This window comes from Erythrobacter sp. (assembly GCF_039988855.1).
Taxonomy (GTDB): domain Bacteria; phylum Pseudomonadota; class Alphaproteobacteria; order Sphingomonadales; family Sphingomonadaceae; genus Erythrobacter.
In genome coordinates this window covers 269,826-296,460 of sequence record NZ_JBDXIY010000016.1, presented here as the reverse complement: position 1 = coordinate 296,460, position 26,635 = coordinate 269,826, and the positions used below count along the sequence as shown (strand labels likewise).

30 protein-coding genes are annotated in these 26,635 nt (G+C 56.7%); 16 read left to right on the top strand and 14 right to left on the bottom strand.

Annotation, left to right across the window (positions count from 1 at the left end):
- The first annotated feature begins 1 nt into the window (after position 1).
- Positions 2-769 (top strand): LytTR family DNA-binding domain-containing protein, encoded by a 768-nt coding sequence (locus tag ABJ205_RS09075; protein ID WP_348155043.1) that lies wholly within the window; start codon positions 2-4, stop codon positions 767-769.
- 167 nt (positions 770-936) lie between these two features.
- Here the strand turns inward: ABJ205_RS09075 and ABJ205_RS09070 are convergent, their stop codons facing one another.
- Positions 937-1,254 carry a UrcA family protein gene (locus tag ABJ205_RS09070; RefSeq protein ID WP_348154843.1) on the bottom strand — a complete coding sequence of 106 codons (318 nt, stop codon included), beginning with the start codon at positions 1,252-1,254 and terminating at the stop codon, positions 937-939.
- Positions 1,255-1,674: 420 nt separating this feature from the next.
- On the opposite strand from ABJ205_RS09070, the gene ABJ205_RS09065 reads away from it, so the two are divergent.
- Entirely contained in the window at positions 1,675-2,424 is a 750-nt protein-coding gene (locus ABJ205_RS09065; RefSeq protein WP_348154840.1) for a metallophosphoesterase, read from the top strand.
- Positions 2,425-2,522: 98 nt separating this feature from the next.
- On the top strand, positions 2,523-2,720 hold the full coding sequence (locus ABJ205_RS09060) for a hypothetical protein (RefSeq protein ID WP_348154837.1): 198 nt from the start codon (positions 2,523-2,525) through the stop codon (positions 2,718-2,720).
- Positions 2,721-2,815: 95 nt separating this feature from the next.
- Here ABJ205_RS09060 and rpsI read toward each other — a convergent pair whose 3' ends face one another.
- The 4 genes from rpsI to ABJ205_RS09040 all read right to left on the bottom strand — a co-directional run bounded on the left by rpsI (position 2,816) and on the right by ABJ205_RS09040 (position 5,382).
- Complete coding sequence (rpsI, locus tag ABJ205_RS09055) at positions 2,816-3,346, bottom strand: 30S ribosomal protein S9 (RefSeq protein ID WP_348154835.1); 531 nt, start codon at positions 3,344-3,346, stop codon at positions 2,816-2,818.
- Positions 3,346-3,825 (bottom strand): 50S ribosomal protein L13, encoded by a 480-nt coding sequence (gene rplM, locus ABJ205_RS09050; RefSeq protein WP_348154832.1) that lies wholly within the window; start codon positions 3,823-3,825, stop codon positions 3,346-3,348. Before rplM ends, rpsI begins: the two co-directional genes overlap by 1 nt.
- A gap of 184 nt (positions 3,826-4,009) precedes the next feature.
- Complete coding sequence (cutA, locus tag ABJ205_RS09045; RefSeq protein ID WP_348154830.1) at positions 4,010-4,336, bottom strand: divalent-cation tolerance protein CutA; 327 nt, start codon at positions 4,334-4,336, stop codon at positions 4,010-4,012.
- On the bottom strand, positions 4,333-5,382 hold the full coding sequence (locus tag ABJ205_RS09040) for a COX15/CtaA family protein (protein ID WP_348154827.1): 1,050 nt from the start codon (positions 5,380-5,382) through the stop codon (positions 4,333-4,335). The genes cutA and ABJ205_RS09040 overlap by 4 nt, the downstream gene beginning before the upstream one ends.
- Positions 5,383-5,499: 117 nt before the next feature.
- On the opposite strand from ABJ205_RS09040, the gene thiS reads away from it, so the two are divergent.
- The 3 genes from thiS (at position 5,500) to ABJ205_RS09025 (ending at position 7,629) form a co-directional block, all read left to right on the top strand.
- Positions 5,500-6,483 carry a sulfur carrier protein ThiS gene (thiS, locus tag ABJ205_RS09035; protein ID WP_348154825.1) on the top strand — a complete coding sequence of 328 codons (984 nt, stop codon included), beginning with the start codon at positions 5,500-5,502 and terminating at the stop codon, positions 6,481-6,483.
- Between the two features lie 112 nt (positions 6,484-6,595).
- Positions 6,596-7,126 (top strand): hypothetical protein, encoded by a 531-nt coding sequence (locus ABJ205_RS09030; RefSeq protein WP_348154822.1) that lies wholly within the window; start codon positions 6,596-6,598, stop codon positions 7,124-7,126.
- Positions 7,123-7,629 carry a hypothetical protein gene (locus ABJ205_RS09025; protein ID WP_348154820.1) on the top strand — a complete coding sequence of 169 codons (507 nt, stop codon included), beginning with the start codon at positions 7,123-7,125 and terminating at the stop codon, positions 7,627-7,629. Before ABJ205_RS09030 ends, ABJ205_RS09025 begins: the two co-directional genes overlap by 4 nt.
- 53 nt (positions 7,630-7,682) lie before the next feature.
- Here ABJ205_RS09025 and ABJ205_RS09020 read toward each other — a convergent pair whose 3' ends face one another.
- The 4 genes from ABJ205_RS09020 to ABJ205_RS09005 form a co-directional block, all read right to left on the bottom strand.
- Positions 7,683-8,177 carry a hypothetical protein gene (locus ABJ205_RS09020; protein ID WP_348154818.1) on the bottom strand — a complete coding sequence of 165 codons (495 nt, stop codon included), beginning with the start codon at positions 8,175-8,177 and terminating at the stop codon, positions 7,683-7,685.
- 11 nt (positions 8,178-8,188) lie between these two features.
- Positions 8,189-10,036 carry a long-chain fatty acid--CoA ligase gene (locus ABJ205_RS09015; RefSeq protein ID WP_348154816.1) on the bottom strand — a complete coding sequence of 616 codons (1,848 nt, stop codon included), beginning with the start codon at positions 10,034-10,036 and terminating at the stop codon, positions 8,189-8,191.
- A 138-nt stretch (positions 10,037-10,174) separates the two neighbouring features.
- Entirely contained in the window at positions 10,175-11,932 is a 1,758-nt protein-coding gene (gene ggt, locus ABJ205_RS09010; RefSeq protein WP_348154813.1) for a gamma-glutamyltransferase, read from the bottom strand.
- A gap of 10 nt (positions 11,933-11,942) precedes the next feature.
- Entirely contained in the window at positions 11,943-13,010 is a 1,068-nt protein-coding gene (locus tag ABJ205_RS09005) for a quinone-dependent dihydroorotate dehydrogenase (protein WP_348154811.1), read from the bottom strand.
- 345 nt (positions 13,011-13,355) lie between these two features.
- On the opposite strand from ABJ205_RS09005, the gene ABJ205_RS09000 reads away from it, so the two are divergent.
- The 8 genes from ABJ205_RS09000 (at position 13,356) to ABJ205_RS08965 (ending at position 19,609) form a co-directional block, all read left to right on the top strand.
- Positions 13,356-13,790, top strand: a complete 435-nt coding sequence (locus ABJ205_RS09000) for an SUF system Fe-S cluster assembly regulator (RefSeq protein WP_348154808.1) — start codon at positions 13,356-13,358, stop codon at positions 13,788-13,790.
- A complete protein-coding gene (sufB, locus tag ABJ205_RS08995) occupies positions 13,787-15,292 on the top strand; it encodes a Fe-S cluster assembly protein SufB (RefSeq protein WP_348154805.1) in 1,506 nt (501 codons plus the stop codon). Before ABJ205_RS09000 ends, sufB begins: the two co-directional genes overlap by 4 nt.
- A 228-nt stretch (positions 15,293-15,520) precedes the next feature.
- On the top strand, positions 15,521-16,060 hold the full coding sequence (locus ABJ205_RS08990) for a DUF559 domain-containing protein (RefSeq protein WP_348154803.1): 540 nt from the start codon (positions 15,521-15,523) through the stop codon (positions 16,058-16,060).
- Positions 16,047-16,802, top strand: coding sequence for a Fe-S cluster assembly ATPase SufC (sufC, locus tag ABJ205_RS08985; protein ID WP_348154800.1), 756 nt, complete (start codon positions 16,047-16,049; stop codon positions 16,800-16,802). The genes ABJ205_RS08990 and sufC overlap by 14 nt, the downstream gene beginning before the upstream one ends.
- Entirely contained in the window at positions 16,799-17,557 is a 759-nt protein-coding gene (locus tag ABJ205_RS08980; RefSeq protein ID WP_348154797.1) for a SufD family Fe-S cluster assembly protein, read from the top strand. The genes sufC and ABJ205_RS08980 overlap by 4 nt, the downstream gene beginning before the upstream one ends.
- Positions 17,554-18,783, top strand: coding sequence for a cysteine desulfurase (locus ABJ205_RS08975; RefSeq protein ID WP_348154795.1), 1,230 nt, complete (start codon positions 17,554-17,556; stop codon positions 18,781-18,783). The genes ABJ205_RS08980 and ABJ205_RS08975 overlap by 4 nt, the downstream gene beginning before the upstream one ends.
- Positions 18,784-18,785: 2 nt before the next feature.
- The gene (locus ABJ205_RS08970; protein ID WP_348154792.1) at positions 18,786-19,247 is read left to right on the top strand and encodes an SUF system Fe-S cluster assembly protein; all 462 of its coding nucleotides are present in this window, start codon (positions 18,786-18,788) and stop codon (positions 19,245-19,247) included.
- Positions 19,247-19,609 (top strand): iron-sulfur cluster assembly accessory protein, encoded by a 363-nt coding sequence (locus ABJ205_RS08965; RefSeq protein WP_348154791.1) that lies wholly within the window; start codon positions 19,247-19,249, stop codon positions 19,607-19,609. Before ABJ205_RS08970 ends, ABJ205_RS08965 begins: the two co-directional genes overlap by 1 nt.
- A gap of 46 nt (positions 19,610-19,655) precedes the next feature.
- Here the strand turns inward: ABJ205_RS08965 and ABJ205_RS08960 are convergent, their stop codons facing one another.
- The 3 genes from ABJ205_RS08960 to ABJ205_RS08950 all read right to left on the bottom strand — a co-directional run bounded on the left by ABJ205_RS08960 (position 19,656) and on the right by ABJ205_RS08950 (position 21,871).
- Complete coding sequence (locus ABJ205_RS08960) at positions 19,656-20,630, bottom strand: hypothetical protein (RefSeq protein ID WP_348154789.1); 975 nt, start codon at positions 20,628-20,630, stop codon at positions 19,656-19,658.
- Positions 20,631-20,715: 85 nt separating this feature from the next.
- Entirely contained in the window at positions 20,716-21,120 is a 405-nt protein-coding gene (locus ABJ205_RS08955) for a hypothetical protein (protein WP_348154786.1), read from the bottom strand.
- Positions 21,110-21,871 carry an EI24 domain-containing protein gene (locus ABJ205_RS08950; RefSeq protein WP_348154783.1) on the bottom strand — a complete coding sequence of 254 codons (762 nt, stop codon included), beginning with the start codon at positions 21,869-21,871 and terminating at the stop codon, positions 21,110-21,112. The genes ABJ205_RS08955 and ABJ205_RS08950 overlap by 11 nt, the downstream gene beginning before the upstream one ends.
- 93 nt (positions 21,872-21,964) lie before the next feature.
- On the opposite strand from ABJ205_RS08950, the gene ABJ205_RS08945 reads away from it, so the two are divergent.
- Positions 21,965-22,963: an adenosine kinase gene (locus ABJ205_RS08945; RefSeq protein ID WP_348154781.1), complete on the top strand. Its 999-nt coding sequence runs from the start codon at positions 21,965-21,967 to the stop codon at positions 22,961-22,963.
- Between the two features lie 353 nt (positions 22,964-23,316).
- Here ABJ205_RS08945 and ABJ205_RS08940 read toward each other — a convergent pair whose 3' ends face one another.
- Positions 23,317-23,850 carry an NADAR family protein gene (locus tag ABJ205_RS08940; RefSeq protein ID WP_348154779.1) on the bottom strand — a complete coding sequence of 178 codons (534 nt, stop codon included), beginning with the start codon at positions 23,848-23,850 and terminating at the stop codon, positions 23,317-23,319.
- Positions 23,847-25,118, bottom strand: a complete 1,272-nt coding sequence (purD, locus tag ABJ205_RS08935) for a phosphoribosylamine--glycine ligase (RefSeq protein WP_348154776.1) — start codon at positions 25,116-25,118, stop codon at positions 23,847-23,849. Before purD ends, ABJ205_RS08940 begins: the two co-directional genes overlap by 4 nt.
- Between purD and xseA the strand changes: the two genes are divergently transcribed.
- Positions 25,117-26,634, top strand: a complete 1,518-nt coding sequence (gene xseA, locus ABJ205_RS08930; RefSeq protein WP_348154774.1) for an exodeoxyribonuclease VII large subunit — start codon at positions 25,117-25,119, stop codon at positions 26,632-26,634. The genes purD and xseA overlap by 2 nt on opposite strands.
- The last annotated feature ends 1 nt before the right edge of the window (position 26,635 follow it).

Below are 26,635 nucleotides of genomic sequence, written 5' to 3'. Positions count from 1 at the left end.
GATAGCTGAAAGCGACGATTCCCCGGTTAGACTTCGGACATTAATCGTGGATGATGAGCCCTTGGCGGTGGAGCGGATCCAAGTTATTTGCGCCGAATTGCCTGCTATCAATGTTGTTGGCACCGCAAGCGATGGGGCAGCAGCGCTGCGTCTTGCAGAAAAGCTCGAACCTGATCTCGTCCTTCTCGACATGACTATGCCAGAGCTTGATGGGCTTGGTGTTGCACGCAAGTTTGCCGACGAAGAATCCCCTCCGGCGGTGATCTTTGTAACGGCCCATGATCACTTTGCAGTGGAAGCCTTTGACCTTGAGGCGATCGACTATGTCTTGAAGCCGGTGTCGTCTGAAAGGTTGGACCGCGCAATAGAACGCGCGGTCGCACGCAAAGGCGAGCGCAAGGCGCCGACGAGCAAATGGCTCGATGAGCTTTGGGTCCCGCACCGTTCAGAATTACTGCGCATTGCGGTAAGTGAGGTGCATCAGATTGACGCCGAACGCGACTATGTGCGTCTTCATGTAGGTGATCCGGCCGAGGGCGCTAAGAATGGCCGCTCTTATCTCCTGCTTCAAACCATTGCCGGACTTGAAGATCGGTTAGACCCAGAACAATTCATTCGCATTCATCGATCCACTATCCTTCGCCGCGACAATATTCGCGGGCTGCGTCATGATGGGCTGGGGGTCTGGTCTGCAGAATTGCAAAATGGCGAAGCTTTGAGGATTGGCCGGACCTATCTTTCCAAGGTCAAAGCAATGGCAGGTCGCTAAGCTCACGGCACTTTTTGCGTGTGACAATTGCGGCGAGCAGAATTTGTCAAAGCCCCTATTTTCTATGTTTGCTCTGAATCAAACAAGAGACGGCCCGAACCCCGGGACTGAGTAGGGTTCGGGCCGTAGTGTCTGCGCTCTGGGGTGAGCGCAGGAGTGAACGCGGATTAACCGCCGCGTCGCTGATTGGATACTGCACTTGCGATCTGTTTCTTGGCTTGCGCACGAGCGTTGGCAATGCAGGCGTTATGCTGCGATGAGCGCAGGCGGGTGCCAAGGTGGCTTTCATGAGCGCTGCAAACGCTGCGAGCAGCAGCTTCAATACGGCGCTCAAGCCGTTCTTGGCCTTGTGGTGAGTTCAGATCGAGATCGGCAAAGGCGATGCTTTTGGTTTGAACTTCGCCGGGGTTTGCGAATGCGGGGCCGGTTGAAAAGGCGAGGGCAAGTGTTGCGGTGGCCATTACGGCGATGTTGCGGGTTTTCATTTCTACTCTCCATGAAAGCATCGACGACGGAGTTCGAAGGGGACCGAACCGGGGATGCCGATCGCCGTGCTGTGATCATTAAGTACCCAATGCGTTGGGCGAGGTCATTTGATGCTCGACGAAACCGCTTGTAGTCGTCGATTGGCAGCGTGAAAAAAGACGGATGTCCAAGTCTTGCTGACGAACGACATATTTCAAAGGACGAGCGTTTACATGAAATTGTCATATGTCGTTTGGGTCACCGGCGTTATATTCTTGCTCAGGTCGTATTTTGGTTTTTGGGCGCCGAATCGGGCTTTTGCACGGCCTATTGCCAATGTGACGGATATGATGGACTCTCAGAATGATGGCTTGCCATGCTCAAGGCATACGCCTTTTTTGCTTGCATGTGCGCCGTGTTGCCGCTTGGGGCTTATTGGTATGACAACCCGACTTTTTCATATCAGCGATGTTCATTTTGGAGTGGAGAATTCCGCTGCCTTGGAACGGGTCGCTAATGCCGTTCACGAGCAAAGGCCTGATGCGCTTGTTTGCACCGGCGATGTGACACAGCGTGCCACGCGGGAAGAATATGCGGCGGCCGCAGATTGGTTTTCGCAATTTGATGTGCCTGTTTGGATTGATCCAGGCAATCACGATATGCCCTATCATAATCTGTGGGAGCGCTTTACTCGGCCTTACGATCGGCACAATGCCTTGCGCAAAGCGGTAGCGGTTGAGCGTTTTGAAACCGATGATCTCGTCCTGATCCCACTCAAGAGCACGGTGAGGTCACAAAATCGTTGGCCGTGGTCCGATGGGCATGTGACTAAGGCTTCCGAAGCTCGCACTTGTAAGGAGCTAGCGCGTTTCCAGAGTGACCCGCGCCACCTTATAGTCACAGCCCACCACCCCTTGCATGGTCCTAAGATTGAAGGGCCCAATGCAACCATCCGCGGTGATGAAGCGATGACGAACCTCGCCATGAATGGCATGAGTGCGGTCCTTTCGGGGCACATTCACAAGCCTTTTTCAGAAGTCCGTTCCGGACCGGGCTGGCGTACGCATGTGATTGGGGCGGGCACGCTCTCAACTCGGCTGCGCGGCGGTATCCCGGCGTCTTATAATGTGCTGACCTGCGCGAAGGGGCGTGCGATTGAAGTCGAAATCCGGGACTTTCCTCAGGGCTGACGTTTACCTCATACTCACCAAATTTAACCTTTCTTAGAGGTGCGTATTTAACGCCTATATACCGATAATCACGTAGATTTCTGGTAGGAGGGTGGTCGATGGACCTGTTCAAAGCGATGGGAATGAGCGCTCTGCTGACGCTCTGCATAGCGCTGGTGATTGGCTCGCAAGGGACCAGTGGCGGCTCTTTGGCGATTTATGCGATCACAATCGATGGCCTTCGCTTCTTCTGGTCTTGGCCCGTCTTTATCTGCGGCAGCGGCCTTGGCTGGGGCATTATGCTGCTTCAGCGCTAAGCGAAATCAGCCACAGGTAAAAAAGGGCGGCTCCCACAACGGGTGCCGCCCTTTTTGTTCTAGCCGACGCGCAAAGGCATCGGAGAAGAGTTCGATTAACGTTTCGAGAACTGGAAGCTACGACGTGCTTTCGCGCGGCCATATTTCTTACGCTCGACCACACGGCTATCGCGGGTGAGGAAGCCAGCAGACTTCACAGTGCTACGAAGCTCAGGCTCGTACTTGGTAAGAGCTTGGCTGATGCCGTGCTTAACCGCGCCAGCTTGACCCGAAAGGCCGCCGCCTTTGACGGTTGCGACGATGTCATACTGACCTACGCGGTCTGTGATAACGAACGGCTGGCTGATGATGAGGCGCAGAGTTGGACGTGCAAAGTACACTTCCTGATCCTTACCGTTGACGGTGATCTTGCCAGTGCCAGGTTTCAACCAAACGCGAGCCGTTGCGTCTTTACGGCGACCGGTTGCGTAAGCGCGACCTTGTGCGTCGAGCTCTTGCTCACGCAGAGGTGCTGCTGGGTTGTTCGCAGTGGTTTGCGCGATTTCCGCTGCATCTGCAGCAGGCGCATCAGCGGCGATGTCTTTGAGATCTGCGAGATCGGAGACGGTGTTGTTTTCGTCAGCCATTATGCGGAGACCTTATTCTTGCGGTTCATCGAAGCAACGTCGAGCACGGTCGGCTTTTGGCCGTCGTGTGGGTGCTCAGTGCCAGCGTAGAGGTGCAGAGCGCGCATTTGATCGCGGCCCAATGGACCACGGGGAATCATGCGCTCAATTGCTTTTTCAAGCACACGCTCAGGGAAACGACCCTCGAGAATCTTCTCAGGCGTAGTTTGCTTGATGCCGCCGGGGTAACCGGTGTGCTTGTAATAGATTTTGTCGGTGTTTTTCTTGCCGGTGAATTTCACCTTGCCTGCATTGATGATGATCACGTGATCACCACAATCGACATGCGGCGTATAGCTTGGCTTGTGCTTACCGCGCAGGATGTTGGCGACAATCGAGGCGAGCCGGCCGACCACAAGGCCGTCGGCATCGATGATGTGCCATTTCTTTTCGACCTCTGCCGGTTTCACCGACGCGGTCTGTTTGCTTAAGCCCTTCATGGCTGATGCGTCCTTAAATCAAGGGTTTGCGAAAACTGTTGCATGGTTCGAACGTGCGAATCACGCGACCAACCAAACGGATTTGATCGATTGAGAGAGGCGCATTTGTCGCCGATAGGCGCTCAAGTCAAGCAAATCCGGGGGTTTCGAGGGTGGTAAAATAATACCGCATGCTCAACTGATGCTATTTCAGCGTCTCGTTCAACCACTCCATGGTCCGTGGCGGTGTTTTATCGACTAACCAACCCACAATGGCCGGCGTTTCATAGGGATGAAGCTCCTCCAGCCGCCTAGTTAGCGCGTCCAGATGTTCGGCCGTTGTCTTGAACAGCGCGGCGCTTTCGCTCTCACTGGAGACTTTCCCTTGCCATTCAAACACCGATTCAATCGCAGGCATAATATTGGCGCAAGCAATGAGCTTTTCTTCGAGCAATGTACCTGCGATCGTGCGCGCGCTCTCGGCATCACAGAAGGGGCACCACACCAACGCAGCCTTCGTCTCCGCGGTCATGCGGCGGCCTTGGGCTTGCCGTCGGAATGCATCACCCAAGCGACGCTTGCGACGAGAAGCGCTCCGGTAAGTTGGTGCGCTGCTGCAATCCAAAGCTCTACTCCGCTCATGACAGTGGCAATTCCTAGCAACACCATAATGCCAAAGGCGCTGTGAAGCGCGATTGATGCTGCGCGGTCGAACTGGCGCACACGTCTTGCAAGATAAACGAGAGCTGCGACTGCGATCCATGCCCACCAGCGATGGAGGAAGTGGAGAAGGAAGGGATCACTGGTCAGCGTTGCAAAGAACCCTGAAGAGAAATCCATCTCAGGCACCAAGCGTCCATTCATGAGCGGCCAATCATAGGCTGCATGTCCTGCATTAAGGCCCGCTACCCAAGCGCCGAGCAACAGTTGGATAAAGAGCACGCCCGCCACAAGAGCAGAAGGCACGGTAAGTTTGGCTGTGCTCGCGCTGCGAAGATCACGCGCGGTCCAAATCAGCCCGCCAAGCAGGAACAGCGCAGTGAGCAAATGAGCAGAAAGGCGGAAGTGGCTTACATCGGTGAGGTCTGTGCCAACACCGGAATTCACCATATACCAGCCCAATGCCCCTTGCCCGCAAATCAAGGCGAACATCGCCAACAGGCGCGGTTTGTATTCTTGCGGGATGGACTTTCTCACCCAAAACCATGCCATAGGCAGCAAAAAGGCAAGCCCAATCACCCGGCCAAGGATGCGGTGGAACCATTCCCAGAAATAGATAATTTTGAACTTCGCGAGGTCCATTCCGGCCGGACCGCTTTCAAATTTGTATTCGCCGGTTTCCCGGTACAGCGCGAACTCCGCCTGCCAAGCCGTTTCCGTAAGCGGGGGTAGGATGCCGGTCACCACGCTCCAATGGGTTATCGAAAGGCCGCTCTCGGTAAGGCGTGTGATACCGCCCACCAGTACAATAAGCACCACAAGAATCGCTACCGCTTCAAGCCAGCGTGCAAGCGCTTTAGGACGATGCGGTGCTGTTGACGGAGCTGAAGCCGCTGGAGAATGCGTGGTTGTGGCCATAACGCGGCTCTAAATGTGCGCTGGTCCCCGCGCAAGCAAGTGCAATTGCGGCAAAGCGCATGGTGCGGGATGCAAGGGAGGCTTGCGCGGCTGCGCAAGGCCTCTATTTGAGACACTATGAGCGATCAGATTTCCATCACCCTGAACGGCGAACCCCGCCAGACTTCTGCCAATACAATCGCTGCGCTAGTGCGTGAGCTTGAATTGGAGCCTGCCAAAGTGGCGGTAGAGCGCAATCGCGAAATTGTGCCGCGCTCAACCCTTGGAGTGGCTCCATTGACGGATGGTGACATCTTGGAGATTGTGCACTTTGTAGGCGGGGGCGACCACCAAACAGATACATGGACTGTCGCGGGCCACACCTTCACCTCGCGCCTGATTGTCGGGACCGGCAAGTATAAGGATTTCGAACAGAACGCCGCTGCCGTCGAGGCGAGCGGAGCGGAGATCGTCACCGTGGCCGTGCGCCGCGTGAATGTGACAGACCCCAACGCGCCGATGCTCACCGATTTTATCGACCCAAAGAAAACCACTTATCTTCCCAACACCGCTGGGTGTTTTAACGCCGACGACGCGATCCGCACCTTGCGGCTGGCGCGCGAAGCGGGGGGCTGGGACCTCGTAAAGCTTGAGGTGCTGGGCGAAGCGCGCACGCTTTACCCTAATATGAAAGAGACCCTTGAGGCGACCGAAGTGCTTGCCAAGGAAGGGTTTAAGCCGATGGTTTACTGCGTCGATGACCCGATTGCCGCCAAGCAATTGGAAGATGCGGGCGCGGTTGCAATCATGCCTTTGGGCGCGCCGATTGGTTCGGGCCTTGGTATCCAAAACCAAGTGACCATCCGCCTTATCGTTGAAGGTGCTTCGGTGCCTGTGCTTGTCGATGCTGGCGTTGGTACGGCATCGGACGCAGCGGTGGGCATGGAGCTTGGTTGCGACGGTATCTTGATGAACACCGCCATTGCCGAGGCGAAAGACCCTATTCGCATGGCCCGCGCAATGAAGCTGGCGGTCGAAGGTGGACGCGAAGCCTATCTTTCGGGCCGTATGGGGCGGCGCAAGTATGCTGATCCCTCAAGCCCGCTTGCCGGTCTCATCTGATAAGCCTGATCTAGCGCGCAATTATGCTGAGCGAATTGTAAATCCTCAGCCTTGGTTACTACGTATTAACCATAAGCCGTCACACCCGTCTTCTGAAGTCAGGAGACGATGAATGACACTTGCCAGCACCTCGACCTTGACCATTGGCGAAATGCGCGAATTTGCCGGGTTCACCCCCAGCGAGCAGCGTTACATCAAGCGCAGCCTCGATATCGGGCTTTCGCGCTGTGATGCGTTCCGCCTGTGGGGCCGCAGCGAGGATGAGAACGTCGCGATCCGCCGGCAATATGTCGCTTATCAGGACCTTCGTTCTTTGCGCGGGTTAATCCCCCAAGACAGCGGCATTGGCGAGATTGAACGCTTTGTCGGCAAATGCATCCGCATCGCGGCCTTTGATCTTGGTCAAGAACGGATCGAGAGCTTTTCTGCTTTCCGTTTCCTCTATGAGCGCTTGCTAGGTGCCGAAGTGCGCCCCTATCTGCCAAGCGTATTCTGCGCCGCAGCGGCATTGCCACTCATCCGCCCGGATCACCGCAAACTGCTGTTGCAATCCTTGAGCGAAGCCGCAGCCACAGCCCCCGCATGGTCAGAGCGTCAGCCGAACTTTATGCCGGAATATGTCGAGGATGTTGAGGCGGCGTGAACGCGCACAATCCTGAACTAGCAAACCCACATTCCTTCGCCCGCGATGAAATCGATGCGTGGCGCGGACGCTGTATTGATCTTTGCGCCAGAGGCGAGCGCGCCGTTTCAAAGACATTGCAAGAGGCCTTGAAGTGTGATCACCTGGTTAAGCTGAGCCCGATGGCGGGCCCGCGTTTGCGCGAAGCACAGACCTTGTTTGACACCATGTCTGGCACTGAGAAGCAGCACAAGGCAGCCGCAAAGACGATCAAGGATTGGTGCGATATCGAGCCAAAACGTGCTTTTCTGGCGCATGGTGAGCTAACGACGCTTCTTGATCCACGGAGCAATTGGCATGCGCGTTTTGATCTCACCCGCTTCAAAGCCAATGCCCCGATTGAAGAAAGTTGGGTGCTCGACAGGCAAGAGGCTCATATGTTTGAGGAGGAGTTGCAGCACAGCTTTGCATCACTTTCTCAACAATTGGGTCAATTGCGCAGGAGCGTAGATCGCCTCGCTTGAGGTCAAAGATTGATGTCCGAATATGTCAAAGATGTTGAGGTGGCTTGAGCCCGCTACGCATTTAGCGACGCAAGGATACTCTGCGCTCCCATGTGAGGGCTGGTTGAAGCGGTGTCGACTATAAGGTTGTAGTCAACACCTTGGTGTGTCGTTGCAAGCTGTGAAAGGGCCAATCCGTGTTTGCGGTCACCACGAGCAATCTCGCGTCGCGCCAGTTCTTCACGGTTGCATTTGACCTTCACTAACATCAAGTCGATAGCGTTGAGATGCGCAAGGAATGCGTCGCAATCGCCCCTTCCTCGAAGGATGACGTCGACCACCACATTGCAGTCGGTCAATGCCAGAGCGGCGACGGACTTCGCCATTGCTTCTTTCATTCGCGGGAAGCTGTGAGATCCAGCGGGAATGTTCGCAGGGGTCATATCCCAGAAGGCATCTAGCGAGCACCTCAGAAAAGGAACGCGCGAGATCCTCTGAATTTCAAAAGCAAGCGAGGATTTTCCTGAACTTGAGACACCGTTCAGGATCACAACTTTACCAACAGGCATCCTCTTGCCTACTACCTCCGGTACATTCCATCAATCCGCTCTTGATAGCGATCACGAATCTTATGGCGCCGGATTTTCATACTCGGCGTCATCTCTTCGTTCTCGATTGAGAAGGCCTCGTCCGCAAAGGCGAAGCTCTTGACCTTTTCGACCACGGAGAGGTCTTTGTTCGTCCGATCAACCGCCGCGCGCACTGCGTTTTTGAACGCAGGCAGGTCTTGCAGCGCCTTTAGGTCAAATTTCTCATCATTTGCCCGCGCCCATTCCAATGCCCATTCGGCATCCGGCACGATCAGGCCGACCACATAGGGGCGGTTATCACCGCTCACCATCGCCTGAGCAATTTCAGGTTGCAGGGTCATCATGCCCTCTACCTTTTGCGGGGCGACATTGTCGCCCTTGTCGTTGACGATCATGTCTTTCTTGCGGTCGGTGATTTTGATCCGGCCACCTTCATCGATCAGGCCGATATCGCCTGTGTGGAGCCAGCCGTCTTGGATAGTGCGCGCGGTTTCTGCCTTGTTGCGCCAATAGCCATGCATCACGAGCTCGCCCGCGCACAGGATCTCACCATCCTCGGCAATCTTGATCTCAACCCCGCGCATCGGCGGGCCAACCGTGTCCATGCGCAGGCCCGTTTTGGGGCGGTTGCAGCTCATAATAGGTCCAGCCTCAGTCTGACCGTATCCTTGCAGCATGGTAAGACCCATCGCTTGGAAGAAATTGCCGACTTCCGGGTTCAGCGGCGCGCCGCCAGAGACCATAGCTTTCAAGCGCCCGCCAAACTTTGCGCGAATTTTGGGGCGGAGGGCCTTCTCAACCACCAGATCAAGCGGCCGGTCACGCAGGCGCTTTTTGCCTTTGCGCGCCTTCTCCGTGATCTTAATCGCGCTATCCATCATGAAATTGGCGGCGCGGCCTTGCTTTTCCACCTGTTTCATAATCCGAGTGCGCAAAACTTCGAACAGGCGCGGGACCACGACCATGATGGTGGGCTGAGTCTCTTCGATGTTGGATGCGAGCTTCTCCAAGCCTTCGGCATAGTAAATCTGCGCTCCGACACCGATAGGCAGATATTGTCCTGCCGAATGTTCGTAAGCGTGACTGAGCGGAAGGAAGGATAGAAAGCGTTCGTCTGTGATGCCAAAATCGGTCAGCAGAATCTCGCCCGCGCCCGATATATTGCAAAGAATCGCGCCGTGATGCTGCATCACTCCGCGCGGCGCGCCGCCGGTGCCACTGGTGTAGATCAGGCAGGCGGTGTCGTTGCGGCCAATATTCGCGATACGCGCATCCACAGCCTTGCGGGCTGCTCGGGCGTCGCCCGCAGCCAAGTCTTCCCAACTATGGTATTCAAAGCTGCTGGCTTGTTTGCGTTTGAGATCATCAATCCCGATGACAAAGTCGGTGTTCCCGGTCTCTGCAATCGCGCCGACCAATGGAGCAAGCAGCTTCTCATTAGAAACAATCACCGCGCGTGCACCGGAATTGTCGAGGATGTGTGCGTGGTCGCGCTGTGTATTGGTGATGTAGGTTGGGACGGAAATGCACCCTGCTGCCATGATCGCAATATCTGCAATGCACCATTCAGGGCGATTTTCCGAAACCAGCGCCACCCGGTCGCCGGGTTTCAGGCCAATCCGGCGAAGGCTCTCAGCGAGCAAACACATTGCATCTGCCACCTCGCTCCAGCTTTGCGTGGTCCATTCGCCGCCGACTTTTTGGGCAAGAAACGGCGCGTCGCCTTTTTCATCGGCGCGTTTCAGGAACAGTTCGACAAGGTTTTTTGCCTGATCAATGTCTTGCAAGATCGGATCGTCATTGGGATCAACGACTGGCGGCGCATAGGGTGCGTTCACAGAATTTTGCTCCTCTCAGCAGCGCCGCGACAAAGTATTGGAAATACTAGGGCGAAACGCTCAATTCTCTCTCAAAATCCGAAATAAGCGATGATTGGCACCACGACAAGGTAGCGCGGCAAGGCATGGTGCGTTTGCTCAAGGCGCGTTTGCTCCGCTTTCTTGCGGACCTTCTTCGGCTGGAACATAGGACAGAAGGTCGGCAATGCGCGGGTCGCCGGCCGCTTCCCAGCCTCCCTCAATCCGCCGCAGAGCATTGGTTTTTCCGCGCGGCGCGATCACTCGGATTTGTTCATGGCCAAGCGCTTTAAGTTCATCGACCATGCCAGCGACGACGCTGCCTTCTTCGGTGATTGCAACCGATCCAAAGGCCATCAGCAAAGGCAAGCCCACCGCTTCCTCAGCGGTCATGCCGAAATCGAGGACCCCCACAACAGAACGCGCAACCTGTACAGGGATTGTCGGCCCGCCAGCTGCACCGATGACGAGTACGACTTCACCCTTGTCATTGAAGACAATCGTTGGCGCCATGGATGAGCGCGGGCGCTTTCCACCTTCGACGCGATTGGCGACCGGCTTGCCATCCACGCTAGGGTTCGTGCTGAAATCGGTGAGTTCATTGTTGAGGTAGAACCCGCCCCAATGAAGGCCTGATCCCCAAGCCCCTTCGATCGTCGAAGTGTAGCTTACCGCATTGCCTTCGCCGTCGACGATGGAGAAATGGGTGGTCCCGTTTTCAATCGGTTCATCACCATCCGCACGGGCCAGGGGTGCACCCGGCGGTGTCCCGGGCTCTGGCTTTTCGATGGCTTTTTGCGGGTTTAGGATTGCACTGCGGCTGGCAAGATAGGTTGGATCAATCAACCCTGCGACCGGAACTTCGACAAAATCCTTATCGCCAATGTAAAGTTCGCGATCGGCATATGCCAGACGCTGTGAATCCAAGAAAAGGTGCCAAAACTCGGGACTATTGGGTCCAAGCGCGGCCACATCAAACCGTTCAAGCTGTGCCAGCATCTGACCAACGGCAACCCCGCCAGAGGACGGTGGGCCCATGCCGCAGACCTTATAGCTGCGATAGGACACGCAGACAGGATCGCGCTCCTTTGCGGTGTAACCTGAGACGTCACTAGCGGTCATTGCGCCGTCTTGCGGTGTCTCTCTCGCGACATAGGCTGCAAAATCGGCAGCGGCGCCCTCGTAAAAGGCGGAAGGCCTCTGGCTGGCTAGCATCTCAAAAGTGGCGGCGAGTTCGGGTACTTTGACGGTCGTTCCAACCGAGACGGCCTTGCCATCAGAGCCATAGAAAATTGCGCGCGCTGCCTCCGTTTTACCAGCACGTTCCTTACGACCGCTCAATGAAGCATGAAGGCGGCGGTTCACCACAAACCCGTCGCGCGCAAGGGCAATCGCAGGTTCAAACAGGTCTGCCCAAGGAAGGACGCCGAATTTCTCATGCGCTTTTGCTGCGAGCGCCAGATTGCCCGGTACGCCAACGCTAAGGCCTGAGGTCACCCGCAAATCGCGTGGCAGGCGTTCGCCGTCCTCATCAAGAAAGCGCGTCGGTGTCGCAGCTTTTGGCGCGGTTTCGCGGCCATCAAAGGTCACGAGCTTTCCATCGCCCGCTCTTAACATAAAACCGCCTCCGCCAATGCCGGAGCTTTGCGGCTCAACTACGGTTAGTGCGAGCATCACGGCAATCGCTGCATCGGTTGCCGAACCGCCTTTGGCCAAAATCGCCTCGCCCGCTGCGGTTGCGCGCGGATCAGCGCTGCTAACGGCCCCGGCTTTGGACGCGGTGATTGGCGGCGGTGCACTTGCGGTCGGAGAAGACGCGTCAGTGCAGCCAGTCAGAGCAAGAGCAAATAAGGGGAGAAGTGTGAGGTGTTTTAGCATGGGGCAGTAGCTATTCGCTTCCCACCGCCTCCGCAATGCTTGTGAAGCCTTTGGCTTGCATTATTCGCGCAAGACCCTTTGCTATGTGCTGACCCAATGTCGGCCCGTGATAGACCATGGCAGAGTAAAGCTGCACGAGGCTTGCGCCGGCACAGATGCGTTCCCATGCGTGTTCAGCCGTCGCTATTCCGCCCACACCGATCAGAGGAATCTGGCCGCCGGTGGCTGTGCGAAAATCGCGCACCCGTTGCAGCGCCAGTTCGCGCAATGGCTGGCCTGACAAGCCGCCCATTTCGCCTGAGTGACGCGATGTGAGGCCCTCGCGCGAAATCGTTGTGTTTGACACAATAAGTGCGCCCAGCTTTTTATCCAAAGCGATACGAGCAATCGCGTCAATATCCTGAGGCTGCAAATCGGGTGCGACCTTAAGGAAAATTGGCGGCAGGGTTTCATTGGCCGCTTCAGCGCGCGCCGCGATGACGCCATCGATCAATGCCGATAGTGCACCTTCGTCCTGAAGCGCGCGCAAGCCCGGTGTATTGGGGCTTGAGACGTTGACGGCAAGGTAGCTTGCATAAGGGGTCATCATCCGAGCCATTTTGGCATAGTCTGCGATACGGTCTTCGGATTCTTTATTGGCGCCGATGTTGATCCCGACCAAGCCGCCGCGCGCTTTGCGTGCCTCCAGCCGGCTCAATGCTGCCTCAGCCCCTGCATTGTTAAAGCCCATTCGGTTGATGACGCCTTGATCTTCGGTCAGCCGGAACAAGCGCGGCTTGGGATTGCCTTCCTGTGGCCGCGGTGTGATCGAGCCTACTTCTGTGAAGCCAAATCCCAACGCCAAGAGGCTGTCTGGAACCTCGGCGTCTTTATCAAAGCCCGCAGCGACACCGACGGGATTGGGAAATTCAAGCCCGGCTACATGGATGGCCAATTTTGATGGGTTGTCTTGGCGCCTCGCGGATGGGCCGATGGGCACTGCCTTGAGCGCTTTGATCGCCAGCTTGTGACCAGTTTCCGAATCGAGCGCGAATATCGCAGGCCGAGCGAGGTTGAACAGTTTAAACGGGTTAAGCATCGCGCAATGCTAAGCCGCAAAACCGCTGCCTTGTCGAGCGGAATTCAGGGCGCAAGGCTGATGGAAGCAGCGTGTGGCGATAATTTTGCGATTTGCAAAGCTTGTCGCTTCAATACAATTAATCTCCTTCCAGCTCAGCTACATAAAGGATGCGACCCGAAGGGCTCGAAGCAGTGATGCAAAGAGTTCCTCAACTCACATGGGCGGCTATCCATTCGTGGTAGCCGCCCTTTTTTTGATAGTTCGAACACTCCTTGAAATCAGACTGTTTCGCGCGTATTTGAAATACGAGCGAATCAATCTGATTTAAGAACCACTCGCAATAAGGCCTCCTTCCCCCTCGCCATGCGTCTTTCGAACCTCACTGATTATGCCATCATCACGATGTGCCAAGCGGCGACCCATTGCGGGGATGGCCGGGTGAGCGCGGCTGAGCTGGCGAATGAGACGGGACTCCCTGTACCTACGGTACAACGGTTGGTCTCAAAGCTGACTGCTGCAAGCTTGCTGCGTTCGGTTCGCGGTGCAGGCGGCGGATTGCAATTGGGACGTCCTGCGGCCGCGATTACGGTTGCCGATATTGTCGAAGCGGTGGAGGGGCCGATTGCTCTTACAGCCTGCCTCGACAATGGCGAGTGCGATTACGAGGCGGGTTGCAATATGAAGCCGCATTGGCCGCTTATCAATTCCAAGCTGCGCGGCGCGCTTGCTGAAATTACGCTTGATGACCTTCGTCACGCGCCCTCGCAAAAACTTCCACAAAAAGAGCTTACGGCATGACCGATAACGTCGATCACGATGTTCAATTAGATAGGCCAGAGATGGACCAAGATGCCAAGGACGCAGCTGCCGCTGCGACTGAGTATGAGCATGGTTGGTCCTCGGATATTGAGACCGAGTTTGCCGAGAAGGGCCTAACCGAAGACACCGTGCGGTTCATCTCTGGCAAAAAGGGTGAGCCGGAATGGATGCTTGACTGGCGCCTCAAAGCCTTCCGCATGTGGCAGCAAATGGAAGAACCTGATTGGGCCAAGGTCGGCTATCCCAAGATCGATTACCAAGACGCCTATTACTACGCTGCACCGACCAAGAAGATTGAGCTTGATTCGCTCGACGATCTCGATCCTGAGATTAAGCGCGTTTACGACAAGCTCGGCATTCCTTTGGGTGAGCAAGAGGTGCTCGCAGGCGTCAAAGGCGCGAAGAAAGTCGCCGTGGATGCTGTGTTCGACAGCGTTAGTGTTGCGACCTCATTCCGCGAAGAGTTGATGCGCGCGGGCGTTATCTTCCGATCCATCTCTGAGGCGATCAAAGAATATCCGGAGCTGGTGAAGAAGTGGCTGGGCCGGGTGGTTCCGACCCGCGACAATTACTTTGCGTGCCTCAATGCCGCCGTTTTTTCGGATGGCACCTTTGTCTATATCCCCGAAGGCGTGCGCTGCCCGATGGAGCTGTCCACCTATTTCCGCATCAATGCGGAGAATACGGGCCAGTTTGAGCGCACTTTGATCATCGCGGAGAAGGGGTCTTACGTCTCCTATCTCGAAGGTTGCACCGCCCCCATGCGCGATGAAAACCAGCTTCACGCAGCTGTCGTCGAACTGGTCACGATGGAGGATGCGGAGATCAAATATTCGACCGTCCAAAACTGGTATCCGGGAGATAGCGAGGGCAAAGGCGGGATCTACAATTTCGTGACCAAGCGCGGGCTTTGTCAGGGTGATCGTTCCAAGATCAGCTGGACGCAGGTTGAAACCGGCAGCGCGGTGACGTGGAAGTATCCGTCCTGCGTCCTCAATGGCGAAGACAGCGTGGGCGAGTTCTACTCGGTCGCGGTTACCAACAATTACCAGCAGGCCGACACCGGCACCAAGATGATCCACAATGGCAAGGGCTCGCGCTCGACCATCATCTCTAAGGGCATCAGCGCTGGCAAATCCTCCAACACCTACCGCGGCCTTGTTCGCGTGGGGCCAAAGGCGGAAGGGGTGCGCAACTTCACCCAATGCGACAGCTTGCTCTTGGGCGATGAATGCGGCGCGCACACCGTGCCATATATCGAGGTAAAGAACCCCGGCGCTCAGATCGAGCACGAGGCGACGACCTCCAAGATCAGCGACGAGCAAATGTTCTACGCCCAACAACGCGGCCTCGACGAAGAGGAAGCGGTGGCCCTGATCGTCAACGGCTTTGCCAAGGATGTGCTGAAAGAGCTGCCAATGGAGTTTGCCGTAGAAGCTCAGAAGCTGCTGGCAATTAGTTTGGAGGGTTCTGTTGGATAGCCCCTTCTTTTTCGAATCAACGACCTATTGGTCAGAAGGCGACGAGCGAGCTCACTTTGAGTGGCTGAAGCGAATTTCATGCGTGGAAGAAGTGCGTGGTCAAGGCAGTCGAGTCTATCTTCGCATCAACGAGGCTGAGTTGTCGGAGGCTGACCTTCGAGAGCTTCATGCAGTTTACCGCCGGTTTGACGGTGATCGTGCCCAACTACCATCTTTGAAAGAGGCTGCATGACTGACCGCAAAACCCCCCGCTCGACTTTGGGCATCAAAGACACCTCCGACGAAACGCCCGATCTTCCCAAAAAGGGTCGCGGGTGGAAGATTTCGGATAAGCGTCTCGATGCGCTCCACGACCGTGCGCGCGAAATGCGGCGGTTTGCCTCGCCTGCAAACAAGGCGCTCGCCAAGAAGTTCGCAGACGCTGACCTTGGCCGCTACACCTTCAAGCGCTTTGCCGTCGTCGGCAGCGCTATTGTCGACTACAATTGCCACAATCTCGGCATGGCGATCATGATCGACGAGGAAGATCAGGACGAAACGTTGGCCAAGCGCCGCGATAAAAGCCTTGAGAGCGTTGGCATTCGCGTAATGCGGATCAAGGCGGCTGATATTCTTGATGACATGGACGCCGTGCTTCAACGTATTACCGCCGGAATGCGCATTCGCATTGGCGATCGCAAAGATGCCGCCCGCGCCCACCGCGAGGCCAACCCCAACCAAGATTACTCCCGCCCCAATCGCAGGAAACCCGATAATGCTGAAGATTAAAGACCTCCACGCAACCGTTGGCGAGGACGATCCAAAGCCGATCCTCAAGGGCCTCTCCCTTGAAGTCGCAGCAGGCGAAGTGCACGCCATCATGGGGCCCAATGGCGCGGGCAAATCGACGCTCGCCAATGTCCTTGGCGGAAAGCCTGGCTATGATGTGACCGGCGGCTCGGTTGAGTTTGCAGGCCAAGACTTGTTCGAGCTTGATCCGCATGAGCGCGCCGCGACAGGCCTGTTCCTCGGTTTCCAATATCCGGTCGAAATTCCCGGCGTATCCAACGTTCAATTCCTGCGCGAAGCCCTCAACGCTCAGCGCAAATTCCGCGAGGAAGAGCCTCTCTCGGGCGGTGAGTTCCTGAAACTCGCCAAAGAGAAGGCGGGCCTGCTCAAAATGGACATGGAAATGCTCAAACGACAGGTGAACGTTGGCTTTTCCGGCGGCGAGAAAAAGCGCGCCGAAATGGTGCAAATGGGCATTCTCGATCCCAAATTCGCCGTGCTTGATGAGACCGACAGCGGCCTTGATATCGACGCACTGCGCATTGTGGGTGAGGGCATCAATTCGATCATGCGCGCGTCCGATAAGGGCGTGCTGCTCATCACCCATTACCAACGCCTGCTCGACGTGGTGAAGCCCGATCGGGTGAGCATTTTGGCAAATGGCCGCATTGTCCAAACCGGCGGTCCTGAACTTGCGCTTCGCCTCGAAGACGAGGGCTATGACGCGGTGATGGCTGCATGAGCGAGGCCGCAACCCTTCCGACCCGCCGGGACGAGGCGTGGCGTTATGCCGATATCGATGCAGTCGCAAAGCTTGGCGCGGCGGGCATTGCCGATTGGCGGGACATCACCATCGCTGCTGGAGAGACCAAGCGCATTTGCCTGATTGTTGGCGGAGACGCTCCTGAGGTGACGCGCATTCGTCTCAAGGTGGGTGACGGCGCAACAGGTGAGGTTTTCGCGACCAGTGCAGGCGATGATTACGCTCGTCTGGAAATCGAAGTAACGCTTGGCAAAGGCTCACATTTCGAATTTGGCGGCGTCACCATTGGCGGCGGCGATGCAGTGCGCGAATTTGTGACGCAAACCGTTCACGCTCAGCCCAATGCGACCAGCAATCAGACCGTGCGCAGCGTTCATTGGGGTGCGGCCGCGGGTAATTTCCTTGGCGAAATCAAAGTCGCCCGCGATGCTCAGAAAACCGATGCCGCTCAGGATTTCAAAGGCTTGCTGCTCGAAGCAGGCGCGAGCGCCAATGCCGTTCCCCAACTTGAGATTTTCGCTGACGATGTGAAGTGCGCTCACGGAGCTACAGTGGGCCAGCTCGATGAAGCCGCCCGCTTCTACATGGCTGCACGCGGGCTTTCGCCGCAAGAAGCACAACGTTTGCTGGTCCAAGCCTTTATCGGCGATGCCTTTGTTGAACTGGAAGATGAAGAGGAGCGCGAAAAGCTGCTTGAAAAGGCGCTCGCAGCGCTGGAGGGCGCCGCGCTATGAACGCTCCCGCCGCTTTGAAACGCGATTTGCGAGCTGAATTCCCCGGCCTTGCTACTAAGGACGGCGCGGCCTGGCATTATCTCGATACTGCCGCCACGGCACAAAAGCCGCGCGCTGTGATCGAGGCGATGTCGCGCGCGCTTGGCGAGGATTATGCGACCGTTCACCGCGGCGTGTATTCGCGCTCTGCCGATATGACATTGGCATATGAAGCCGCCCGCCGAACGATTGCAACGATTGTTGGCGGCAACGAAGATGAGATCGTCTTCACCCGCGGTGCAACCGAGGCGATCAACCTTGTGGCCAAGAGCTGGGGTAGGGCGAACATCAAAGCGGGCGACCGCATTCTGCTCTCGCAATTGGAGCATCATTCCAACATTGTGCCGTGGCAAATGCTGGCCGAAGAGGTGGGCGCTCACATTGATGTTGTGCCGCTTACGCACGATCATCAAATAGATCTTCATGCCGCAGAAGCAATGCTTACCCAGAAGCACAAACTGGTCGCATTTGGCCATGTGTCCAACGTCTTAGGCAGCGTGCTTGACGCCAATCGCGCAGCGCAATTGGCTCATCGCGTAGGCGCAAAACTGTTGCTCGATGGCTGTCAGGCTGTGCCGCATATGTCCGTGGATGTGGCGGTGCTGGACTGCGATTTCTACGTCTTTTCTGCTCACAAACTTTACGGCCCAACCGGGATTGGCGCTTTGTGGACGCGTTCGGAAATATTGCTCGATATGCCTGCGTGGGAAGGCGGCGGGGCGATGATTGACCGCGTGACCTTTGAAAAGACGACGTACAATAGCGGCCCTCAACGCTTTGAAGCAGGCACACCTGCGATCACCGAGGCCATCGCTTTTGCAGCAGCTGCGCAATATATTCAAACCGTCGGCCTTGGCGCGATGCATGAGGCGGAGAGCGAGCTAGTCGCTCGTCTTCGCCGTGAGCTGACCTCAATGAATGATGTGACTGTCTATGGTCCCGCAGATAGCGCAGGTATTGTCAGTTTCACGATTGACGACATTCATCCCCATGACCTTGGCACGATCTTGGATGAAGCCAATGTCGCCATACGAGCGGGTCACCATTGCGCGCAGCCATTGATGGACTATCTCGGTGTGCCAGCTACGGCGCGCGCGAGCTTTGGGCTCTATTCAACGCACGACGATGTCACCGCGCTGCTCGAAGGCATCGCTCGCACTCGCCGGATTTTTGGAAAAGGCAAATGAGTATGACCACTCCAGATCAAGCTCAGGAAAAACCGCCACGCGCACGGGTTGAGGACGCTGTGGATTCAGACGCATCGAGCGTTCAGGAACCCCGGACCCGCGATTATCTCGACGGCTTTCTGCATCAAAAGCCCGCCAGCGATTCTGCAGGGGGGCCGGGCGGTGATTTGCAGCAAGCTGTGGTCGATGCTCTTAAAGAGATTTATGACCCTGAAATCCCAGTCAATATTTACGACCTTGGGTTGATTTACGGTGTCGAAGTCGATGATGAGTGCGATGCAACAGTTACGATGACACTGACCACGCCGCATTGTCCGGTCGCCGAAACCATGCCCGGAGAGGTTGAACTACGTGCGGCTTCCGTGCCTGGCATTCGCGATGCAGAGGTTGATCTGGTATGGGATCCGCCATGGAGCCCAGAGAAAATGACGGATGAGGCGCGGCTCGAACTGGGGATGCTGTGATGACTGAGATAACCACAAAGACCCGCAAAATCCCGGCGGCCGTCATCCTGACAAAGGGTGCCGAAGACCGGATCGCCTATCTAATGGGCCAAGCCCCCGAAGATGCGGTAGGCGTTAAACTGTCGACCCCGCGCCGTGGGTGTTCTGGGCTTGCCTACTCCGTTGATTATGTGACCGAGGAAGCCAAGTTCGACGAGAAGATCGAGACGCCGGGCGGCACGTTCTACATTGACGGGGCAAGCGTGCTCTATCTTGTGGGCTCAACCATGGATTGGGTCGAGGACGACTTCACAGCCGGCTTCACCTTCGAAAACCCCAACGCGAAAGGTGCGTGTGGATGCGGTGAGAGCTTTATGGTCTAGGCCGGAAGCTCCCGCCGTTAAACGCGCGCTTCCTGATTAGTGACCACTAGCCACCCTTAGCAATTCGGGCGATCAAACGGCGTTCGAGATCATCTAACTCGCCATCGGCCTCTACCATTGCATTGACCCAGTCTTTCTCTGCTTGAGTGACCTTCGCGCCCTCGATCGAAGCGGCGACGATGTTTTTGCCCGTGCTTTCGGGCAATGGTCCGCCTTTGCGTTTGCCAAAAACAACCCCCATTGCATTCGCGAAATTCTGCGAGACATTGGGCGCGCCGCGAACCATTTTGCCGATAAAACGGCCCACATTCGCGTCACTGTCTGCAATAAAGCTCTGCAGCTCTAGCTTGCGATCATGGTCCAATTGAGCGTTGGCCATGGTGAAACCTGTCAGATAGTTTGACACGCCATCTAGGAACAATTGCTCCCACTCGGGCGCGTTCGCTGCGGATATGGTTGCATCCTTCAAACGGAACAGCATTTCCGCTTCGAAACGGCTCACTGCAGCAGGGCCGCAACCTCCGCTTGCAAAGACCACACGGCGGAGGATTTTGGCCTCAGCGCTGGTAATATGCGTGTCTGATAATTCGCCGCCGCACCGCGTCGGACCTGTGCCTGTGAGAACTTCTCTTTCAATCTGTTCAACCACATAATCCTTAAGGATCGCGGGCACATTTTCTGCGCGTTCAATGATCCGCACGATTGTTTCAAGCTCGACCACGCTGTCAACGATGCCATCATGGTCGACCTGCGCGATGAGCCAGCGAGCTTCCGCAGCATCACATTGCAGGCGCGGAGGCGTGCCGTTCAGGACAAATTCGCCAATGGCTTCAACGAAGAAGTCGCACCATTCTTGATCGCGCTGATCCAAGGCATTGTTTAGTGCAAACAGAGCCTCAGCCTCGTCGAGGGCAATGATTCCGTCGCCCCAACCTTGGCGGCGAAGAGCGAGGACTTCCTGAGCATCGACTTTTCCATCGACGGCAGCAGCATTGGCGAGATCTTTAAAATGCGTGGTCATTTTGGTCGTAACCCCTTTGATACGGGGTCTTTCTTGACACGATGTGCTTAAAACCGCGTTACCAACGCATTTTGATGTCTGTTTTCTATCCTCCGCGCGCTGACCGTTCGACCTCCGCGATACACTGTGCCCGGTCGGCATTGCCGCCACCTACCCGTTGGCGAGCTTCGATATGGGTTGCGACTGGTTGCGAGCGCGGTTGAAGCGGATAGAGGAAGACATCGAGCACGCAGGCATTTGAAATAAACTGTAATTTGCGCGCATCCCCTTCAGACAAGTCGATCCGCGCCGCGCCAAAACGGCGGGTTAATGTCGATGCGCTCTTGCCGATAACGCTTTCCAGCCCTTCTTCACGAAGGATAGTAGGCGCTCGCGCCGTCCCGGCTGACGGGCTTGGCCTTACAGCGCTGGAAGCCCCGCCTGACCCACTCGCACAAGCAGAAAGGAGCAGCACGGCGAGGCAGAGCATGGCGGAGGATTTATGCTTCAATTGTTGCCCTTTCGCTGTGTGTTATGCGGCTTCCGATGGATCGATGCGCAAGATGGGTCCCTGCTGCCGCCCCTAAAATGGGTGCGATAAAATTGACAAGAGGCACCAACATAATAGCGGCGATAACTCCGCCGAGCATAAGGCGCTGCATTGCTGGCACTGGATTTGCCTCTGGTTGATCGGAGCAATGGCGCAGCCACGCCATATCGGTCAGTTCGCGCCCCAATAACACCGCATTGACGATTAAGAACACAGCCGCAGGACCGATCGCAGTGAAGATGAGTGCCAATGCAAAAGGTGCGGCAAGCGCGTTGTATCCAAGCGCGCGTCCAATCCCGCTAAGAGCATTGCGTAGATCTCTACTGAACGGCAGATTGTGAGCATTCTTAGCGGCATGCGGATAGTGCTTTTCCTCCACCGCAACGATCACTTCATCGGCGAAAAATTGCAGCACGGCGAGTGCAACCACTCGGAACAAGAACCAAAAGGCAAGGCCTGTCAAAATCACAGCCGCCACCGCGCCTGCAAGCCCGGCTTGAGCAAGGCCAGTCTTTGCAAACAGCGCCGCGAGGCCAGCGTATGCGCCCGTGCCAAGCACTAGGAAAACCAGCAAGGTCAGCAAGGCCGTCTTCACAAGCAGCCTTGCCACCACCCGGTCACCCAGCTGGCCGATAGCTTTTGCAAGCGATGTCAAAACCGCATTCATACCGTCTTCTGTGCTGGCCCGCGCTGCGTATGTCAAACCACTCACCGCCGCGCCAAAGGGCTTGGCCTTCTCAGCGCATCGGGCTAGGCGCTTTGGCGATACAACCATCTTCTTCTCATACCAGCTAGGACAAACACCTTGCCCAATTCAGAGCCCCGCTACGACGTCATCGCCATTGGTAACGCAGTCGTCGATGTAATCGCGTCTTGCGAAGAAAGCCTTATCGAAGAGCTCGGCCTTAATCGCGGCGGAATGACGCTTATCGACGAAGCGAAAGCGGATGAGCTTTATGAAGCGATGCCGCCTGCCCGCGAGGTCTCTGGGGGATCTGCTGCGAACACTTTGGCCGGAATTTCTACGCTTGGTTTGCAATGCGCCTTCATTGGACAAGTTGCCGATGATCAGCTTGGCAAGGTTTTCCGTCACGATATGCGCGCGACCGGCATTGATTTCGATACACCTGCGCGTTCTGGTGAGCCTGCAACGGGCCGCGTCCTCATCTTTGTTACACCTGACGGCGAGCGAACGATGAACACCTTCCTTGGCGCAGGCCAATTCCTCCCAGCCGCCGCTCTCGACGAGGACCTGATTGCGAGCGCTGCTATCCTCTATCTCGAAGGATACCTCTGGGACCCCGAAGAGCCGCGCAAGGCCATGCGGCGCGCGATGGGTGTGGCGCGCGAGGCGGGCCGCAAGATTGCCTTCACGGCGTCTGAGAGCTTTGTCATTGACCGTCACGGTGATGACTTCCGCGCTATGATCGAAGAGGGGCTGATCGATATCCTCTTCGTCAATGAGACCGAGCTTGCGACGCTGACCGGTGAAGAGGGATTCGACGCAGGCTTTGACGCCGTTGCCGCGAAAGTCCCCGTGCTTGTCGCTACCAAAGGCGCCAAGGGAGCGGTCGCCAGCGCCTATGGCGAACGCGCCGTTGTTGCAGCAGCACCGGTCGCCAAGGTTGTCGACACCACGGGTGCAGGCGATCAGTTCGCAGCCGGTTTCCTTGCCGGATTTGCCCGCGGCGACAAGCTTGAGGCGTGCCTCAAACGCGGAAGCATCGCTGCGGCGGAAGTGATCAGCCACTATGGCCCGCGTCCTGAGACTGACATGAAGGCGCTGATGGCAAAAAGCCTCTAAGCTTCTCAAATCACATGCAAATCGGCAAGTTTGGACACACTTGACACACTGTCCAAGGCGCGAAATCCACTCGATCACTGACGCGCCCTTTGATCGGTTTTACCGATAATTGGGTGTGCCGGTTGTTGAGTGGGTGAAAAGCCATACCTCAAGCTAGCTGGCCCAGGCGGTGTAGGAAAACGCGCTCACTCCACCGGCACGTAATCCCTGCGCCGCAGTGTAATCATATAATCAGATACCTGATCCACAGGCTCGCGGGTCAGGTCGAAATCCATGATCTCAGGATAATTGTGCGCGTTTCTGAGCCATGCTGGATGTATGAGCCCAGCAGAACAAAGGGCCTTTGACTCAGATCAGGTTTGAATGGCGCCTTGCTCACGGATCAGAGTGAGAACCCGTCCGAGAAGGTTTGTCCCCTTCCACTCTTTCGGTTTTTGGTTCGCAGGGTCGTCAATGTGCAGCCCATTGCCCCAATTCCAATCCCGTGGATTAGCTTCAACCAACATTGCGGGCGTTGTGTTCTTCAATTGGCGCATCGCCCCACGGTTCTGCGCAAATTTGGCCCGGTTTGCTGTGTAGACGATATGAACTCGCCAACGATGCCAAACCTCTCCGTCGAAGTTGCTCACACTGGCTCCAAGCCGTTTTTGAACGGCAGGATCGTCACTCGCCGCGATCTTTCGGGCCATCTCGAAGTCTTCAAATAACGCTGCCTTCGCCAGCATCATATATTGCTCTGCGCAGCTGTACTGGCGCCCTTCAACTTCGAATGGTGTTGGGTGCCATTGGCTGAAAACACCTTTGATGAAGGGATGGAAGGTCGCGAAATTGTGAGCCTTTGGAAGATCGACTTCAGTGATTTCAGGAGAGGCTGGAAACTGGATCATCCTGCCTCCCGCGCGACTTCTTTCCAGCCGATATCGCTGCGGTAAAAGCCGCTGACAAAGTCTACTTTCGCGACCGCTTCATAGGCTGCCGCTTTCGCTTCGGTCACGTTTGCGCCGCTGGCTGTCACGTTCAGAACGCGGCCTCCGTTTGCGACCAATGCGCCGTCCGCCAGCTTGGTGCCTGCATGGAAAACCTTTGCGCCGCCCTCTTGCGACGTACCCAGATCAACGCGTCCACCCTTTTCCGGCGTTCCGGGATAGCCACGCGCGCACATCACCACGGTGAGGGCAGTTTCTTGCGCGAAACCAGCCTCGACGCTCGCCAACTCGCCTTTCGCACAGGCCAGCATCACCGCCGCCAAATCGCCTTCGAAGCGCGTCATCAAGACTTGGCATTCCGGATCGCCAAAACGGCAATTGTATTCGATCAGCTGCGGCCCCGTCGCGGTCAGCATCAGCCCTGCGTAAAGCACGCCGGAATAGGGCATGCCCTCGGCGCGCATGGTGTCCACCGTCGGCTGAATGATCTCTTCGATCACGCGGGCTTGCAATCCTTGCGTCAACACAGGCGCAGGCGAGTACGCGCCCATGCCGCCTGTGTTGGGGCCAACGTCCCCTTCGCCCACCTGCTTGTGATCCTGCGCAGTGCCAAAGGGGAGAACGTGTGTGCCATCGGTGATCGCAAAGAAGCTTGCCTCTTCGCCGCCGAGAAACTCCTCGATCACGACCTCTGCGCCTGCTTCGCCAAATTGTCCGCCGAACATATCGGAAAGCGCGGCTTCTGCCTCTTCAAGAGTGGCGGCGATCACCACGCCTTTGCCTGCCGCTAGGCCATCGGCCTTAAGCACATAGGGCGCGGAAAAACGGGTCAAAGCCTTATTGGCATCGTAGAGGGAAGTGGTGCGGACATAACCGCCCGTGGGGATATTGGCGCGGGCACAAAGGTCTTTGGTAAAGCCCTTAGAACCTTCCAATTGCGCGGCCTTTGCGGACGGGCCAAATGCAGGGATGTCCGCATTGCTAAGGCTATCGGCCAGACCATCCACCAAAGGTGCCTCAGGACCGATCACGACAAGACCGATTGCCTCTGCTTTACAAAAGTCCACCACGGCGCTGTGATCGCTCACGTCCAAGGAAATGCAGTCCGCCTCTTCGGCAATACCGGGATTTCCGGGGGCAGCGTAAAGCATGGTACAAGACGGGGATTGCGCGAGCTTCCAGGCTAGAGCATGTTCGCGCCCACCCGACCCGATTAGCAGGATATTCATGGCTCGCAGTCCTTCTTCTTCTGACACTTCAGGCCTGCTAGCGCGCAGCAGAGACGGCGACAACGCTGAACCGCTTACTATCAGCGAGATTTCGCAAAGTCTGAAGCGTACGGTCGAAGATCGATTTGGCTATGTCAGGCTGCGCGGTGAGCTTTCAGGCGTTAAACGCGCGGCGTCTGGCCACATGTACTGCGCGCTTAAAGACGACAAAGCTGTTCTCGATGGGGTGATGTGGCGCGGAAACACCGGGCGTCTGGCATTTGTGCCCGAAGACGGGCTTGAGGTGATCGCGACCGGAAAGCTCACGACCTATCCGGGGCGTTCCAAATATCAGATCGTGATGGACAGCCTTGAAATCGCGGGCGAGGGCGCATTGCTGGCGCTGCTAGAGAAGACCCGCGCAAGACTGGATGCAGAAGGATTGTTTGCGCCAGAGCGCAAGCGCCGGCTGCCGTTCTTGCCGCGCACTATTGGTGTTGTGACTTCGCCGACTGGCTCCGTCATCCGCGATATTCTCCACCGGCTTGCCGACCGTTTCCCAAGCCATGTGCTTGTGTGGCCGGTTTTGGTTCAGGGGAAGGGCGCCGCTGAGCAGGTCGCGGGCGCTATCCGAGGGTTCTGTGAGATTGCTCCGGGCGGTCCGGTTGCCCGGCCCGATGTGGTAATTGTGGCTCGCGGAGGCGGCTCGATTGAGGATTTGTGGAGCTTCAACGAAGAAGTGGTGGTGCGCGCGATAGCGGACTGTTCGATCCCGGTAATCTCTGCTGTAGGCCACGAGACGGACACAACCCTTGCCGACTACGCAGCAGACCGCCGCGCCCCTACACCGACGGCTGCTGCCGAAATGGCGGTGCCGGTGCGGGCGGATTTGGACGCAACCGTCGCTGATTTTGCCGCCCGCCAACGCCGCGCGGTGCATCGCCCGCTAGAACTGGGGCGCGAGCGATTGGAGGCACGCGTGCGGCGCATGCCGAAGATCGAATCTCTGCTTCAACCCCAAGCGCAAAAGCTCGACGAGTTGTCAGAACGCCTTCGCAGGAGTCTGCATGATCGCGCCGGACAAGGCCGGGAAAGGCTTGCTGGAACCGCGGCTCGGCTTAGTCCGCGCCTCCTTAATCAAGCACTCGAAAAACGCCGCGATGCCCATGCCCGTGTGAGGCTTACCCCGGAGCTCGTTACACGTCCGATTGCACAAGGTCAGAGCAAACTCGATTCGCTTGCCCGGCTGGCAGAACAGTTGCATCCCAAGAAACCCTTGGAACGCGGTTATGCAATTGTGCGCGGCGACAATGGCGCCGTAATCACCAAACAAAGCGAGGCCAGCAAGCATTCGGCCCTCAACCTTGAGTTCAAGGATGGGGAATTGGCCGTTGGAGTTGGTGATGCGCCGCTATCCAACCCATCACCGCCAAGCCCACCACCGCCCAACCAACCACCAGCGCGCGCAGCTGCGGTGAAAGGCAGGAAATCCACGCCGAAGGCTTCAAATCCGCGCCAAGATGATTTGTTCGGATAGC

Coding starts and splice junctions, on each gene's coding strand:
- ABJ205_RS09070 (WP_348154843.1), bottom strand. CDS start 1,254: ATGAAAACCCGCAACATCGCCGTAATGGCCACCGCAACACTTGCCCTC.
- ABJ205_RS09065 (WP_348154840.1), top strand. CDS start 1,675: ATGACAACCCGACTTTTTCATATCAGCGATGTTCATTTTGGAGTGGAG.
- ABJ205_RS09060 (WP_348154837.1), top strand. CDS start 2,523: ATGGACCTGTTCAAAGCGATGGGAATGAGCGCTCTGCTGACGCTCTGC.
- rpsI (WP_348154835.1), bottom strand. CDS start 3,346: ATGGCTGACGAAAACAACACCGTCTCCGATCTCGCAGATCTCAAAGAC.
- rplM (WP_348154832.1), bottom strand. CDS start 3,825: ATGAAGGGCTTAAGCAAACAGACCGCGTCGGTGAAACCGGCAGAGGTC.
- cutA (WP_348154830.1), bottom strand. CDS start 4,336: ATGACCGCGGAGACGAAGGCTGCGTTGGTGTGGTGCCCCTTCTGTGAT.
- ABJ205_RS09040 (WP_348154827.1), bottom strand. CDS start 5,382: ATGGCCACAACCACGCATTCTCCAGCGGCTTCAGCTCCGTCAACAGCA.
- thiS (WP_348154825.1), top strand. CDS start 5,500: ATGAGCGATCAGATTTCCATCACCCTGAACGGCGAACCCCGCCAGACT.
- ABJ205_RS09030 (WP_348154822.1), top strand. CDS start 6,596: ATGACACTTGCCAGCACCTCGACCTTGACCATTGGCGAAATGCGCGAA.
- ABJ205_RS09020 (WP_348154818.1), bottom strand. CDS start 8,177: ATGCCTGTTGGTAAAGTTGTGATCCTGAACGGTGTCTCAAGTTCAGGA.
- ggt (WP_348154813.1), bottom strand. CDS start 11,932: ATGCTAAAACACCTCACACTTCTCCCCTTATTTGCTCTTGCTCTGACT.
- ABJ205_RS09005 (WP_348154811.1), bottom strand. CDS start 13,010: ATGCTTAACCCGTTTAAACTGTTCAACCTCGCTCGGCCTGCGATATTC.
- ABJ205_RS09000 (WP_348154808.1), top strand. CDS start 13,356: ATGCGTCTTTCGAACCTCACTGATTATGCCATCATCACGATGTGCCAA.
- sufB (WP_348154805.1), top strand. CDS start 13,787: ATGACCGATAACGTCGATCACGATGTTCAATTAGATAGGCCAGAGATG.
- ABJ205_RS08990 (WP_348154803.1), top strand. CDS start 15,521: ATGACTGACCGCAAAACCCCCCGCTCGACTTTGGGCATCAAAGACACC.
- sufC (WP_348154800.1), top strand. CDS start 16,047: ATGCTGAAGATTAAAGACCTCCACGCAACCGTTGGCGAGGACGATCCA.
- ABJ205_RS08980 (WP_348154797.1), top strand. CDS start 16,799: ATGAGCGAGGCCGCAACCCTTCCGACCCGCCGGGACGAGGCGTGGCGT.
- ABJ205_RS08975 (WP_348154795.1), top strand. CDS start 17,554: ATGAACGCTCCCGCCGCTTTGAAACGCGATTTGCGAGCTGAATTCCCC.
- ABJ205_RS08970 (WP_348154792.1), top strand. CDS start 18,786: ATGACCACTCCAGATCAAGCTCAGGAAAAACCGCCACGCGCACGGGTT.
- ABJ205_RS08965 (WP_348154791.1), top strand. CDS start 19,247: ATGACTGAGATAACCACAAAGACCCGCAAAATCCCGGCGGCCGTCATC.
- ABJ205_RS08960 (WP_348154789.1), bottom strand. CDS start 20,630: ATGACCACGCATTTTAAAGATCTCGCCAATGCTGCTGCCGTCGATGGA.
- ABJ205_RS08940 (WP_348154779.1), bottom strand. CDS start 23,850: ATGATCCAGTTTCCAGCCTCTCCTGAAATCACTGAAGTCGATCTTCCA.
- xseA (WP_348154774.1), top strand. CDS start 25,117: ATGGCTCGCAGTCCTTCTTCTTCTGACACTTCAGGCCTGCTAGCGCGC.
- purD (WP_348154776.1), bottom strand. CDS start 25,118: ATGAATATCCTGCTAATCGGGTCGGGTGGGCGCGAACATGCTCTAGCC.